Source organism: Actinoplanes sp. HUAS TT8 (genome assembly GCF_051380535.1).
GTDB lineage: Bacteria > Actinomycetota > Actinomycetes > Mycobacteriales > Micromonosporaceae > Actinoplanes.
In genome coordinates, this window is record NZ_CP195646.1 from 3,347,949 (window position 1) to 3,361,835 (window position 13,887).

At 71.6% G+C, this 13,887-nt stretch carries 12 protein-coding genes; 7 read left to right on the top strand and 5 right to left on the bottom strand.

The features are described 5' to 3' along the window. Positions 1–47: 47 nt before the first annotated feature. Positions 48–350, bottom strand: a complete 303-nt coding sequence (locus ACSHV8_RS14940) for a hypothetical protein (protein WP_436533394.1) — start codon at positions 348–350, stop codon at positions 48–50. Positions 351–467: 117 nt separating this feature from the next. Here ACSHV8_RS14940 and ACSHV8_RS14945 point away from each other — a divergent pair, with 117 nt between their 5' ends. Beyond that, a complete protein-coding gene (locus ACSHV8_RS14945; protein ID WP_436533396.1) occupies positions 468–1,139 on the top strand; it encodes a VOC family protein in 672 nt (223 codons plus the stop codon). Here the strand turns inward: ACSHV8_RS14945 and ACSHV8_RS14950 are convergent. After that, positions 1,136–1,591, bottom strand: a complete 456-nt coding sequence (locus tag ACSHV8_RS14950) for a hypothetical protein (protein ID WP_436533397.1) — start codon at positions 1,589–1,591, stop codon at positions 1,136–1,138. The genes ACSHV8_RS14945 and ACSHV8_RS14950 overlap by 4 nt on opposite strands. Before the next feature lie 117 nt (positions 1,592–1,708). After that, positions 1,709–3,826, bottom strand: coding sequence for an MMPL family transporter (locus ACSHV8_RS14955; RefSeq protein WP_436533399.1), 2,118 nt, complete (start codon positions 3,824–3,826; stop codon positions 1,709–1,711). A 142-nt stretch (positions 3,827–3,968) separates the two neighbouring features. Here ACSHV8_RS14955 and ACSHV8_RS14960 point away from each other — a divergent pair, with 142 nt between their 5' ends. The 5 genes from ACSHV8_RS14960 (at position 3,969) to ACSHV8_RS14980 (ending at position 9,285) form a co-directional block, all read left to right on the top strand. After that, positions 3,969–5,165 carry a histidine kinase gene (locus tag ACSHV8_RS14960; protein WP_436533401.1) on the top strand — a complete coding sequence of 399 codons (1,197 nt, stop codon included), beginning with the start codon at positions 3,969–3,971 and terminating at the stop codon, positions 5,163–5,165. After that, a complete protein-coding gene (locus tag ACSHV8_RS14965; RefSeq protein ID WP_436533403.1) occupies positions 5,162–5,851 on the top strand; it encodes a response regulator in 690 nt (229 codons plus the stop codon). Before ACSHV8_RS14960 ends, ACSHV8_RS14965 begins: the two co-directional genes overlap by 4 nt. 69 nt (positions 5,852–5,920) lie before the next feature. Continuing rightward, positions 5,921–7,912 (top strand): FAD-dependent oxidoreductase, encoded by a 1,992-nt coding sequence (locus tag ACSHV8_RS14970; RefSeq protein WP_436533405.1) that lies wholly within the window; start codon positions 5,921–5,923, stop codon positions 7,910–7,912. Positions 7,913–7,927: 15 nt separating this feature from the next. Beyond that, on the top strand, positions 7,928–8,740 hold the full coding sequence (locus ACSHV8_RS14975; RefSeq protein ID WP_436533407.1) for a crotonase/enoyl-CoA hydratase family protein: 813 nt from the start codon (positions 7,928–7,930) through the stop codon (positions 8,738–8,740). Next, a complete protein-coding gene (locus ACSHV8_RS14980; RefSeq protein ID WP_436533409.1) occupies positions 8,731–9,285 on the top strand; it encodes a PadR family transcriptional regulator in 555 nt (184 codons plus the stop codon). Before ACSHV8_RS14975 ends, ACSHV8_RS14980 begins: the two co-directional genes overlap by 10 nt. Here ACSHV8_RS14980 and ACSHV8_RS14985 read toward each other — a convergent pair. Next, positions 9,267–10,748, bottom strand: coding sequence for an IPT/TIG domain-containing protein (locus ACSHV8_RS14985; RefSeq protein WP_436533411.1), 1,482 nt, complete (start codon positions 10,746–10,748; stop codon positions 9,267–9,269). The two genes, ACSHV8_RS14980 and ACSHV8_RS14985, sit on opposite strands and share 19 nt — an antisense overlap. Before the next feature lie 179 nt (positions 10,749–10,927). Here ACSHV8_RS14985 and ACSHV8_RS14990 point away from each other — a divergent pair, with 179 nt between their 5' ends. Then, entirely contained in the window at positions 10,928–12,817 is a 1,890-nt protein-coding gene (locus ACSHV8_RS14990; protein WP_436533413.1) for a helix-turn-helix transcriptional regulator, read from the top strand. Here the strand turns inward: ACSHV8_RS14990 and ACSHV8_RS14995 are convergent. Next, positions 12,804–13,799 carry an enoyl-CoA hydratase/isomerase family protein gene (locus ACSHV8_RS14995; RefSeq protein WP_436533415.1) on the bottom strand — a complete coding sequence of 332 codons (996 nt, stop codon included), beginning with the start codon at positions 13,797–13,799 and terminating at the stop codon, positions 12,804–12,806. The genes ACSHV8_RS14990 and ACSHV8_RS14995 overlap by 14 nt on opposite strands. Positions 13,800–13,887: the final 88 nt, after the last annotated feature.

Genomic DNA, 13,887 nt, shown 5'->3' on the forward strand with positions numbered 1-13,887 from the left:
TGATCCAGCACACCGCCACCCGGCGGATCCTCCCCGCCACGTGGCGGTCAGAATTGTCCGGGCATGTCCAGCCTGCGGTAGAAGGCGACCTCGGGCGGCGTCTGCGCCCCGGCCGCCTCGATCAGCCGCCGGGTGTCCGGTTGGCTCTCGAAGAACTTGTGGAACGCGTCCTCGTCCACCCACTCGTCGATCACCAGAACCTCCCCGTCCCCGGCCGCGAACGAGTGCCGCAGGCAACCGAGCGCCCTACCGGCCTCGGCGATCCCGTCCATCAGCGGCTCGTTGTCGCTGCCGAACCGTTCGAGGGCATCCGGATCACCCTTGAGCCGCAGAACCATCATGACCGACACGTGACCTCCGTAAATATCAGCACTCCGTCCAGGTTCGCGCCCGGCCCGGCCGACCCGGTGCAGTTGATCAGGAAGTCATCACCGCGGGTGACCGGATCGAGCTGCGAGGATGTCCGGGTGGAACGAACCCTGAGCCGCCCGGAAGCGTCGGACGCCGTGGGTGACGCCGGATGGCGTTTCCTGCTCGGCACCCTGCGCACCTCGGTGCGCGTCGGATCCCTGGCCCAGGCCGCCGCGGCGGCGACGCGGGCGGTCGCGACCTGCGGCAGCGACGCCGACGGCCACCTGCGGGTCGACCTGCGGCCGGACCAGGTCGTGCTCAGCCTGCAGTCACTGGATCGGGCCGCGGTGACGACCCTCGACGCCGAGCTCGCCCACCGGCTCACCGCCGCCCTGCGCGACCTCGGCCTGAGCACCGAGCCGGGCACGGTCCAGATCCTGGAGATCGCCATCGACGCACTCGACATCCCGGCGATCCGCCCGTTCTGGAAGGCGATCCTCGGCTACAGCGGCGAGGCGGGCGCCGACGGCCCCTCGGACCCGCTGGTCGACCCGGCCGGGCAGCGCCCGGCGATCTGGTTCCAGCCGATGGACCGGCCGCGGGACCAGCGCAACCGCATCCACTTCGACATCTGCGTCCCGCACGACGAGGCACCGCGTCGCCTCGCCGCCGCCCTGGCCGCGGGCGGCCGGCTCGTCGCCGACGACCGGGCGCCCGCGTTCTGGGTCCTGGCCGACCGGGAGGGCAACGAGGCCTGCATAACCACCTGGCAGGGCCGGGAGGGCTAGGTCCCGCAGGGCCGCAGCGGCTTCGAGGAGAAGCCGAAGTCGAGCTGCCAGCCAAAACCGGTCTCGGTCATGACGGCCTCCAACGGCTCGCCGGCCGAGGGCGCGAGGCCGGGCTCCTCGAACGAGAACTCGGCCGCCGCGTACCCCTCGCCCCGATCCCATTCGACGGTGCCCTGACCCGTGGTCGGCGGGTCGGGGTCGTTGATGTCGATCAGCCGGGCGATCGATCGCGTCAGGCGATCCGCGGTGAACCGGTGCCCCGAGATGACGATCAGATCGTCGGCCGCCGAGCAGTAGCGGCCGTCGATCGAGGCCGGCGGCTCGATCCGATCGTCGATGAACGACTCCCGGAAGCCGTTGCCGACCATCTGAAACCCGACGCAGCAGGCCACCACCACGGCGACCGACCCACCCACGACGGCCGGTACAACTCGACGCGACACCTTGGACACGCCGCCAATGCTCGGGTCACGCCCACCCGGCGGCAATGACCTTCACCGGATCATCACAGGGTCTGCACACGGGCGGAGGGGCCGCGGACCGGGGGAGGTCGGCCCGCGGCCCCCGGATCAGGAACCCGTCGCGACGAGTTCGGGCTCGGACCGGGACGCCAGGTGCTCGGCCAGGCCTTCGCCCTCCACGTCCACGTTCGGCAGCAGCCGGTTCAGCCAGGCGGGCAGCCACCAGGCGGCGCGGCCGAGCAGGGAGAGCACGGCGGGCACGATGGTCATCCGTACCAGGAAAGCGTCGGCGGCGACGCCGAAGGCGAGCCCGAAACCGAGCCCCTTGATGATCGGGTCATCGGCCAGGATGAATCCGGCGAAGACGCTCATCATGATCAGCGCCGCCGCGGTGACGACCCGCGCGCCGTGCCGCATGCCGGTGACCACCGCGTCGTTCGGTGACGCTCCGTGCACGAATTCTTCCCGGGTCCGGGTCACCAGGAACACCTCGTAATCCATGGCGAGACCGAAAAGGATCCCCACCAGGAAGATCGGCATGATGCTGACGATCGGCCCGGTCGTGTCCAGCCCGATCAGCCCGGCGAGATGCCCCTTCTGGAACACCGCGACCAGCGCCCCGAACGCCGCGGCCACCGACAGCAGGAACCCGAGCGTCGCCTTGAGCGGCACCAGAATGCTCCGGAAAACGAGCATGAGCAGCACAAAGGCAAGACCGACCACGATTATCAGGTACGGGACGAGCGCGCTGGTCAGCTTGTCCGACACGTCGATGTTGATCGCGGTCGTGCCGGTCACCGCCACCGGCAGCGGCAGGTCGCGGATGTGCTGCACCAGCGCCTTGGTCGCCTCGCTGGTCGGCGCGCTGGCCGGGATGACGGTCAGTATCGCCGCGTCCCCGCCCGGGTCGACGACCGGCGCGGTCACCACGACCACGTCGTCCAGTTTCGCGATGGCCGCCCGGACCTGCTCGAACTGGCCGTCGGCGACGACGATCAGTGGCCCGTTGAAGCCCGGCCCGAACCCGGCGGCCAACTGGTCGTACGCCTTGCGCTGGGTCGACGCGGGTGACGCGGTGCTGTCGTCGGGCAGCGCCAGCCGCAGGTCGGTGGCGGGCAGCGCGACCGCCGCGAGCACGCCGACGGACAGGATCAGCGCGACCCAGCGGTGCTTGACCACGGTCCGGGCCCAGCGCTCGCCGAACGGGGTGGCGTGCTCGCGCCGCTTCTTCGGCAGGACCCGGCGACCGGAGAAGCCCAGGATCGCCGGTACGAGACTGAGCGTGACCAGCACCGCGACGGCGACCGTGCCGGCGGCCGCGATGCCCATCGCGGTCAGGAACGGGACACCGGTGACGCCGAGCGCGGCGAGGGCGATCACCACGGTGAGCCCGGCGAAGACGACCGCGGACCCGGCGGTGCCGGTCGCGCGCCCGGCGGCCTCCTCGCCGTCGTGGCCCTGGGCCAGCTCGTGCCGGTAACGGGAGACGACGAACAGCGCGTAGTCGATGCCGACGGCCAGGCCGAGCATCGTCGCGAGGGCCGGTGTCGCGTCCGAGAGGTCGAAAAACCCGGTCGCGATCTTGATGCCGAGCATGCCGAGACCTACCCCGGCCCCGGCCGTGAGCAGCGGCAACCCGGCCGCGACGAGCGACCCGAAGGTGATCAGCAGGACCAGGGCGGCCACCGCGACGCCGATCGCCTCGCTGGAGTGCCCGCCCGCGGCCTGCTTGGTGACCTCGCCCGAGTACTCGACGCCGACTCCGGCCGCCTTCGCGCGGTCCCCGGCGGTGAGCAGGGCGGTGCGGGCGGCGTCGGTGATGTCGGTCGCGGCGACCGCGTAGTTGACCGTCGCGTACGCGGTGCGCTGATCCTGCGAGACCGTTTTCGATCGGTACGGGTCGTCGACGCCGGCCACCTGCGGGGCACTCGTGAGCGCGGCCACCACGCTCTCGACGGCCGCCTTGCGGGCCGGCTCGGTCAGGGGCGCGTCACTGGTGAAGACGACCTTGGCGGTGGCGGTGTCCGCGCCGGCGCCGAACTTCTGCCCCAGCACCTCCAGGGCCCGCGAGGACTCGGTCCCCGGGATGGAGAACGCGCTGCTCGTCGGCCCGGACAGGGTCGCCGCGCCGAGCCCGAACAGGGCCAGCAGCAGGACCCAGGCGGCCAGGGTGAGCCTGCGCCGCCGGTAGGAGAACCGGCCCAGCCGGTAGAGGAGAGTTGCCACGCCACCCACGGTTCCGGGATCCGCGCGCCGCGTCGTCGTGTCGGCGCAGGCTTCGGCGTACCACGAACGTGGTATTTCCCGGTCCGGCCGTTTACTGCGGAAGCAGGACGATGCCGGCCGCCGCGGCGCATACGGTCTGGTCATGCACGACGCGACCGCCGCCCGGATGCCGCCCTGGCTCTACCACCGCAAGGCGGTCCTCGGTGACGTGGTCCTCGCGCTGCTGCTCACCGTCGGCGTGGACCGGATCAACGGGCTCAGTTACGGCAAGCAGGTCTACTGGATCAGCGTGCTCTCGGCGCTCGCCGTGCTGCTGCGCCGCAAGTTTCCGGTCGGGGTCCTGGCCGTGACCACCGCGTGGGTGGTCGTCACCATGATCGTCGCGTGGCCGCCGCCGGGCGGGATGTTCCTGACGCTGGGCGTGCTGACGTACTCGGCCGCCCTCTACAGCGAGCACCGCCGCCCGTGGCACCACGCGTGCCTGGTCTGGGTGGCGGTGATGGTCGCCGGGTCGGTGGCCGATTTCACCCAGTGGTGGGCGCCGGACAAATTCGGTCTGTTCGCGTGGATCTTCGGCGGGGCCGGCGTCGGCGACAGTGTGCGGATGCGCCGCGCCTACATCGCCGAGGTGACCGAACGGGCCCGCCAGGCCGAGCAGACCCGGGAGGAGGAGGCCCGCCGCCGGGTCATCGACGAGCGGCTGCGCATCGCCCGCGAACTGCACGACGTCGTCGCCCACCACATCGCGGTGATCAGCGTGCACGCCGGAGCGGCCGGGCACGTGCTGCGCGAACGACCCGAGCAGGTGTGGCCGGTGCTCGGGCACATCCGGGAGGCCGCGGACACCGTACTGGAGGAGATCAAATCCGTGGTCGGGGTGCTGCGCGATCCGAACGAGGTGCCGAGCACCGAACCCGCGCCGGGACTGGAACGCCTCCCGGAACTGCTCGCCGGGCTTCGGGCAATGGACTTTCCGGTACGGCACGAGGTGCGCGGCACGCCTCGGGAACTACCGGCGGTGGTCGACCTGGCCGCGTACCGGATCGTGCAGGAGGCGCTGACCAACGCCCACAAGCACGGCGCCGGCAGTGCGGTCCTGTCGGTCGAGTTCACCCCCGACGACGTCGTCCTGGACGTCACCAACCGCATCGGGCGGAGCACCGCCGGATCCGGCTTCGGCCTGATCGGGATGCGCGAACGTGCCGCCGCCGCGCACGGCACGATCACGGCCGGCGTCCAGCCCGGCCGGATGTTCCGCGTCCACGCGATCCTGCCCGCCTCGAGAGGAACCGACATGAACCGGCCGAGTGATCCGCGGGGGCGGGGGCCGATCGAGTGATCCGCGTGCTGCTCGCCGATGACCAGGCCCTGATCCGGGCCGGCTTCCGGATGATCATCGACGCCGATCCGGGCTTCGAGGTCGCCGCCGAGGCCGCCGACGGCCGCGAGGCGGTCGACCGGGCCCTCACCGCCCGCGTCGACGTCGTGCTGATGGACATCCGCATGCCCCACATGGACGGCATCGAGGCGACCCGGCGCATCTGCGCCGATGAAAGGCTTGCCGGGGTACGGGTCCTGGTCCTCACCACGTTCGACAACGACGACAACGTCGTGCTGGCCCTGCAGGCGGGCGCGAGCGGTTTCCTCGGCAAGAACGTCCATCCGGCCGAGTTGGTCACCGCGATCCGTGTCGTCGCCGGCGGCGAATCCCTCCTGTCCCCGAAAGCCACCCGCGGCCTGATCAGCGCGTTCGTCGCCCAGTCGCGCCCGTCCGCGGTCGCCAAACTGCCCGCGCTGGACCTGCTCACCGACCGCGAACGCGAGATCATGATCCTGGTCGCCCACGGCCTGTCCAACGACGACATCGCCACCCGCCTGTTCGTCTCCCCGCTCACCGCCAAGACGCACGTCAACCGCACGATGACCAAGCTCGGCGCCCGCGACCGGGCCCAGCTGGTCGTCCTGGCCTACCAGAGCGGCCTGGTCCTGCCCGGCGAACTCCTCCCGGAGCCCGGTCCGTCGTAACCGCGGCGCGGTTATCGGGACGGCATAGTCACTTTCTTTACTATGCAACTCTTTGTATAGTCGCGGACTATGAGCCGGTATCCGACGCTGCTGAGCCCCCTGGACCTCGGCCACACCACGCTGCGCAATCGGGTGGTGATGGGGTCGATGCACACCAAGCTCGAGGATCGCGAGCGTGACCTGCCGAAACTGGCCGCCTACTTCGCCGAGCGGGCCAAGGGCGGGGTCGACCTGATGGTGACCGGCGGTTATGCGCCGACGTGGCGGGGCTGGCTCGCGCCGCTGGGCAGCACGATGGCCAGTGGGCGGCACGCCGACAAGCACCGGGTGGTCACCGACGCCGTGCACGAGCACGACGGGAAGATCCTGCTGCAGGTGCTGCACGCCGGGCGGTACGGCTACCACCCGTTCATCCAGAGCGCGTCCGGGAAGAAGTCGCCGATCACGCCGTTCCGGCCGCGGGCGATGTCGGCCCGGCAGGTGGACCGGACCGCGACCGCGTTCGCCCGGGCGGCGAAGCTCGCGCGGCGGGCCGGGTACGACGGCGTGGAGATCATGGGCTCCGAGGGCTACCTGATCAACCAGTTCCTGGCCGCGCGCACCAACGACCGCACCGACGCCTGGGGCGGCAGCGCCGAGAAGCGGATGCGGTTCCCGATCGAGATCGTCAAGCGGACCCGTGAGCTGGCCGGTGACGACTTCATCGTGCAGTACCGGATCAGCCTGCTCGACCTGGTCGACGACGCGCAGAGCTGGGACGAGACCGTCGAGCTGGCGCTCCGCCTCGAAGCGGCCGGGGTGAGCCTGTTCAACACCGGCATCGGGTGGCACGAGGCCCGGGTGCCGACGATCGTCACGTCGGTGCCGTCCGGCGCCTTCACCTGGGTGACCCGCAAACTGCGGGACGTGGTGAAGGTTCCGGTCATCGCCTCGAACCGGATCAACCGGCCCGAGGCGGCCGAGCAGATCCTGGCCACCGGGGACGCCGACCTGGTGTCGATGGCCCGGCCGCTGCTGGCCGACGCCGAGTGGGTGGTGAAGGCCGCGCAGGAGCGGGAGCGCGAGATCATCACGTGCATCGCCTGCAACCAGGCCTGCCTCGATCACACGTTCAAGAACCAGCGCGCCTCGTGCCTGCTCAACCCGCGGGCCGGGCACGAGACCGAGCTGGTGCTGCTGCCGACCCGTACGGCGAAGAGGGTTGCCGTGGTCGGCGCCGGACCGGCCGGACTCGCGGCCGCCGTCGAACTGGCCGGCCGGGGCCACCAGGTCGAGCTCTTCGAGGCCGGGGACGCGATCGGCGGGCAGTTCCGGCTGGCGGCGCTTATCCCGGGCAAGGAGGAGTTCGCCCGGACCCTGGACTACTACGAGCACATGATCGACCTCCGTGGCGTGCGGCTGCACCTGAACAAACGGGCCGTGACCGATGATCTGGCCGGGTTCGACGAGGTGGTCATCGCCACCGGGGTCAAGCCCCGTGTTCCCGACATCGCGGGCATCGACCACCCGTCGGTACTGACGTATCAGCAGGTCATCAACGGTGCGCCGGTCGGCCACCGGGTGGCGATCATCGGAGCGGGCGGCATCGGCTTCGACGTGGGCGAGTTCCTGCTGCACGACGCGGGCGAGCCGGTCGAGGACTGGATGCGGCGGTGGGGCGTCACGGATCCCGCCGTCGAGCGGGGCGGCCTCGCGACGAAGGTCAAGGTCGCCGCGAAACGCGAGCTCTACCTGCTGCAACGCAAGGAGACAGCGCTCGGCAAGGGGCTCGGCAAGACGACGGGCTGGGTGCACCGGGCGACGCTGCAGGACGCGGGCGTGACGATGTTGCGCGGTGTCGACTACCGGCGGATCGACGACGAGGGTCTGCACCTGGCCGACCGGGTGCTCAAGGTGGACACGGTGGTGCTCTGCGCGGGGCAGACGTCGGTGTGCGACCTCGCCGCGCCTCTGCGGGAGCGCGGAGTCACCGTGCACGTCATCGGTGGCGCCGACGTCGCCGCGGAACTCGACGCCAAACGGGCGATAAAGCAGGCCACCGAGCTTGCCGCAAGTGTCTGATTCAGGAGACGAGAAATGACATACCTGTCGACGAGTATCGACAACGGCATCGCCCAGGTCAGGCTCGACCGCCCCGACAAGCTCAACGCCCTGACCCTGGACACGCTGCACGAGCTGATCCGGACGGCCCGTGAACTCAAGCGTGACCGAACCCTGCGCGCCGTCGTGATCGCCGGGGAGGGCCCGTCGTTCTGCGCCGGCCTGGACATCGCCGGCACGCTGAAGACGCCCGGCCGCGTGGCCCGGGCGTTCGTCCCGGCGCCGTGGCGCGGCACCAACACGTTCCAGGAGGCCTGCTGGGCCTGGCGGCGGCTGCCGGTCCCGGTGATCGCCGCGGTCACCGGCCACTGCTACGGCGGGGGCATCCAGATCGCCCTGGCCGCCGACTTCCGGTTCGCCACCCCGGACTCGAAGTGGTCGGTCCTGGAGGGCAAGTGGGGCATCATCCCGGACATGAGCGGGGTGCGCACCCTCACCGAGATCCTCGGGCCGGACGTCGCCAAGCGGCTCACCATGACCGCCGAGCAGTTCAGCGGCGCCGAGGCCAAGAACCTGGGCCTGGTCACCGAGCTGCACGACGAGCCGGTCAAGGCGGCCACCGCGTTCGCCGAGAGTCTGCTGGCCAAGTCGCCGGACGCCCTGGCCGCGGCCAAGCGCCTGGTCGACGGCGCGCTGACCGGCCGCGCCCGCCACACCTTGGCCCGCGAACGCTGGGAGCAGCTGCGGCTGCTGCGCCTGCCCAACACCGGGATCCTGCGCCGCGCGGTGATCAAGAAGGCCGACCCGGAGTTCCGGCCCCGGGCCCGTAGGATTCGTCTGTGGCCCTGAGAAACGCCCTGCTGGCGGCGCTGATCGACCGGGAGTCGTCCGGCTACGACCTGGCCAAACGGTTCCGGGTCTCGGTCGCCAACTTCTGGACCGCGACGCCGCAGCAGCTCTACCGCGAACTGGACAAGATGGAGGCCGAAGGGCTGCTCACGGCCCGGATGGTCCGGCAGGACAAGCGCCCCGACAAGCGCTTGTTCTCGGTCACCGACGCCGGCCGGGCCGCCCTGCACGAGTTCACCCGGCAGGAACCTCGACCGACCACGGTCCGGGACGAGTTGCTGGTTCAGGTGGAGGCTCTTGCCTGGGCCGATCATGCCGCCGTACGGGCGTCGATCGAGGCCCGGATCAAGCAGAGCGAGCAACGCGTCGAGGCGTACGAGCGCCAGCTCGCCGAGATTCTCGGAAGCCGAAGCCACGAGGAGTTCCTCGCCACCGGGAACCGCATCGGTCCCTACCTGACGCTCCAGCGTGGCATCAGCTTCGAACGGGAGAACATCTCCTGGGGCGAGCTGGCGCTGCGGGTGCTTCAGTCCAGGTCGGTGTAGTTGAACGTCGCCGACGGGGTGAAGCGGCTGGCCGTGCCGGTGCTGGCGGTGAACGTCACCCAGGTCGGCCCGGCCTCGTCGGCGGCCGGCACCACGCAGGAGTAGGTGCCCGTCCCGGCCGAGGTGCAGGTGGCCGCCGTGGTGCCGAACTTGAAGTCCTTGGCCCCGGTCGCCTCGCCACCGGCGATCTTCACGGTCACCTTGGCGCCGCCGGCGAGCTTGTCGCTGGTCGCCGAGAGGCTGACCACGACCGGGACGTAGCTGACCGAGGCCGCGGTCCCGGCGACCCCGTCGTGGATCAGCGTGACGCTGCCCGACGCGGCCGACGACGCCGGCAGTGCCACCTTGACGTGGGTCGCGTCGACCCAGGTCGGGGTGACCTTGGTGGTGCCGACCGTGGCGGTGATCTTCTCGGCGGCGAAGTCCTTCGCGCTCGCGCCGACCGTGGCCCCGGTGACGGCCAGGGTGACCGTACCCCCGGAGGCGCGCACGACCGTGCCGTCGGCGACGTCGAGGCCCAGCGGCGCCCGGTACGTGATCTGCCCGGTCGCCGTGCCACCGGGCGCGACCACCGACACCGTCCGGAGCCCGTTCTCACCGGCCGGGACGACGGCCGTGATCTGCGTCGCCGACTTGATCGTGAAACTGGTGGCCTTCACCTCGCCGAACAGCACACCGGTGACCTCGTCGGAGAAGCCCGACCCGCTGATCGTCACGGTCTCGCCGCCCGCGGTCGACACCTTGGCCGGGGAGATCGTGGTCACGCCCGGCGCGTAGCGGATCGTCGACTCCGACGCCGGACCGGCCACCCCGTCGTGGAGCAGCGTGAGCTTGAGCGCCCCGGTCTTGGTCGAGGGCGGCACGGTCACCTTGACGTGGTTCTCGTCGACCCAGGTCACGACCGCCGTGGTGTCACCGATCCTCGCGGTGATCTTCTCGGCGGCGAACTCCTTGGCGGTGGCGCCGACCGTGCCGCCGGACACGGTCACGTTGACCAGGGTCCCGCCGGCCGGCTTGGCCCCGGTGACCGCGTCGAACGAGGCCGTCAGCGGCGCCCGGTAGATGAACGTGACCGTCCCGGTGCTGCTCCCGGCACTGTTGGTGAGCTTGACCAGGGCCGAACCGGCGGTGCCGGCCGGGGTGACCGCGGTCAGCTTGGTGTCCGAGACGACGGTGAACGACGCCGCGTTGACGTCACCGAACTTCACCGCCGTCGGGTCCTTGGTGTCCAGCGAGGCGAAGCCCGTGCCGGTGACCGTCACGGTGGTGCCACCCGCGGTCGACCCGGAGATCGGCAGGACCGCCTTGGGCGCGGGCACCTTGGTCACCACGTCGCCGGCGGCGTACACGCTCCGGAACGGGTCGGGGTTCGCCGACGCGGGGTTCGGGGCGAGCGCGACGACGGCGGTGACGGTCGCGACGGTCAGTGCGGTGGCCCGGCGGGCCTTCTTCGTGGTGGCCATGGGAACGAGTTTCGGACCCGCTGAGTGTCGCCGGGGTCGGTTCCGGTTGCCGTTGCGGTGCCGGCCTGCGGACCGGGACGGAACCGAGGCCTGACCTGTGCATACGATGATCGCCGTCAAAACCTGGGGGTCCGGTGGTATTGCGGGGGCGAGACGACGAGCGCGCCGAGCTTCGTCGGTTGGTCGAGGCCGACCAGGCCGAGGCGGCCGGGCTGCTGCGGATCGGCATGCGGGTGGTCTTCCGGCATCCGCTGGTGCGCTCGGCCGTCTACCGCGACGCGTCCCCGGCCGACCGGCGGCGGGCGCACCTGGCCCTGGCCGAGGCGACCAGCCGGGTCACCGACCCGGACCGGCACGCCTGGCACCGGGCGTACGCGGCGGACGGCCCGGACGAGACGGTCGCGGCCGAACTGGAGGCGGCGGCCGGGCGGGCCCGCTCGTTCGGCGGCTCGGCGGCCGCGGCGGCCTTCCTGGAACGGGCGGCCGACCTCACCCCCGACCCGGCCCGCCGGGCCGACCGGGAACTGGCCGCGGCCTGGGCCAAGTCGCAGTCCGGGGCCAACGACGCCGCCCAGATGTTGCTTGCGCGGGCAGACAGCGGGCCGGACGACCCGTACCGCCGGGCCGGCAGCGCGACCCTGCGCGGCCAGCTGACCAGCATCGGCGAGGACAAACGGGAGGGCCCGGCGCTGCAGCTGGAGACCGCCCGGCAGTACGCGCGCCTGGACGCCCGGCTGTCCCGCGACGCCTACCTCGACGCGCTGTCCGGCGGCTTCTACGTGGGCCGGCTGGCCGGCTCGGTGGGACTGGCCGAGGTCGCCGAGGCGGCCCGGGAGGCCCCACCCGCACCGGAGCCGGTGACCGCGGCCGACCTGCTGCTGGACGGCCTGGCGACGCTGCTCAACGACGGGTATGCGACGGGCGTTCCGGCCGTACGCGAAGCTCTGAATCTTTATCTCGATGATGAACCGCCGCTGGAGGTGGCGCTGCGGTTCTACTACCTGGCCGTCGAGGCCGGGCAGGTGATCTGGGACGACGAGCTGCTGTTCCGGTTGACCGCGCGGTTCCTCAAGCTGGCCCGGGACACCGGCGCCCTGACCCTGATGCCGGGCGCCCTGCACCTGCGGATCGGCGTGCTGCTGCACGGCGGCGAGATCGCGCAGGCGGCGGCCCTGGTCGAGGAGCTCGACGCGATCGCGCAGGCCACCAACTACGGGGTGTCCGGGTTCGGGATGCGCTACTACGCCGGCGCGCTGGTCGCCGCCTGGCAGGGCGACGAGCAGGTCGCGGCGCCGATCATCGAGACGGTCGGCGCGGCGATGCTGGCCCGGGCCGAAGGGGTCGGGTACGGGCGGCTGCAACACGCCAACGCGGTGCTGAACTCCGGGCTCGGCCGCTTCCCCGAGGCCCTGGCCGCGGCCGAGCTGGCCACGTCGGCGACCCGGGCGAACGGGCGGATCGGGGAGGTCGCGCACTGGGGGCTGGTCGAGCTGATCGAGGCGGCGATCCGGTGCGATCGGCGTGACCTGGCCGAACAGGCCCGGCAACGGCTGGAGGACACGGCCGCCGCGTGCGGGACACCGTGGGCGTCGGGGACGACCGCGTGCGCGCGGGCCGTGCTCAGCGACGACGCGTCGGCCGAGGCCCACTTCCGGGAGTCGCTCGAACTGCTGGGGCGCAGCCGCGGGGTGATCGCTCTCGGGCGCGTCCACTACGCGTACGGGAAGTGGCTCGGTCGTCAGAACCGCCGGACGGAAGCGTTACGCGAGCTCAGGGCCGCGCACGAGATCTTCGGCCGGTGCGGCGCGACCGGATTCGCCGACCGGGTGCGCCGCGAACTGGCCGCGAGCGGCGAGCGGATCGACACGCCCGAGCTGGTCGAACCGGTCGAGCTGACCGAGCAGGAACTGCAGGTGGCGCGGCGGGCCCGGGACGGGCGGTCGAACCCGGAGATCGCCGCCGAACTGTTCCTGAGCGCCCGGACCGTGGAGTGGCATCTGCGCAAGGTCTTCGGCAAGCTCGGCATCAGCAGCCGCCGCGACCTCCCGGACGTCCTCAGCGAGCGCTGAAACAGGCGTCGATCAGCTCGGGGGAGACCTCGCCCAACGTCGCCGGCCGCCACCGCGGATCACGGTCCTTGTCGATGATCTGCGCCCGGATCCCCTCGGCCAGATCGGGCAGCCGCAGCATCGCCGCCGACAGCCGCAACTCCTGATCGAGCGCCGCCCGCAGATCGGGCAGGAGCGCGGCCGTCCGCAGCGACCGCAGCGTGATCGTCAGCGCGGTCGGCGACCGGGTCAGGATCTCCTTGGCCGCCGTCTGCGCCCCGGCCGCCGGATGCGCGGCCAGCCGCGCGACGATCTCGCCGACGTCGTCCCCGGTGTAGCACTCGTCGATCCACTCCCGGGCGTCCGCGAATTCCCCGGGCGGCGGTGTCGTCGCCAGTTCGGCGACGGCCGAGGGGTCCGCGAGCAGCTGCGCCAGCCGCGCCGCCGGCACGAAATGATCGGCCAGCCCGGCTGCGATCCCGTCGGCCGCCCCCACCGGCGACCCGGTCAGCGCCAGATGCGTGCCCAGCTCACCCGGCGCCCGCGACAGCAGCCAGGAGCCGCCGACGTCCGGGTGCATCCCGATGCCGACCTCGGGCATGGCCAGCCGCGACCGCTCGGTCACGACTCGCACCGACGCGTGCGCCGAGATCCCGATCCCGCCGCCCATGACCAGGCCGTCCATGATCGCGACAATCGGTTTCGGGTACGCCGCGATCGTCGCGTTGAGCCGATACTCATCGGCCCAGAAGGCCACCGACGCCGTCCCGCCGGAGACCGCGTCCGCGTGGATGGCCCGGATGTCGCCGCCCGCACACAGCCCGCGCTCGCCGTTCCCGCTGATCACCACCGTGTGAACCGAATCGGACAGGGCCCAGTCGGCCAGCGCCTGCCGCATGATCGCCACCATCTCGGGCGTCAGCGCGTTGATCGCCTTCGGCCGGTTCAGCGTCAGCCGCCCGACCTGTTCGCCGACTTCGACGATCACCGGTTCCGTGTGCATGATCCTTTATAACCGGCCCGGCCGATCATGTGGTCCTCGTGGGGGAATCGACGAAGATGGACTCCGCTGCGACGGATTCCGGCCGGTG

Bases quoted from the DNA above. Each gene is read 5' to 3' on its own strand.
- ACSHV8_RS14960 (WP_436533401.1), top strand. From the start codon at position 3,969: ATGCACGACGCGACCGCCGCCCGGATGCCGCCCTGGCTCTACCACCGC.
- ACSHV8_RS14970 (WP_436533405.1), top strand. From the start codon at position 5,921: ATGAGCCGGTATCCGACGCTGCTGAGCCCCCTGGACCTCGGCCACACC.
- ACSHV8_RS14975 (WP_436533407.1), top strand. From the start codon at position 7,928: ATGACATACCTGTCGACGAGTATCGACAACGGCATCGCCCAGGTCAGG.
- ACSHV8_RS14985 (WP_436533411.1), bottom strand. From the start codon at position 10,748: ATGGCCACCACGAAGAAGGCCCGCCGGGCCACCGCACTGACCGTCGCG.
- ACSHV8_RS14995 (WP_436533415.1), bottom strand. From the start codon at position 13,799: ATGCACACGGAACCGGTGATCGTCGAAGTCGGCGAACAGGTCGGGCGG.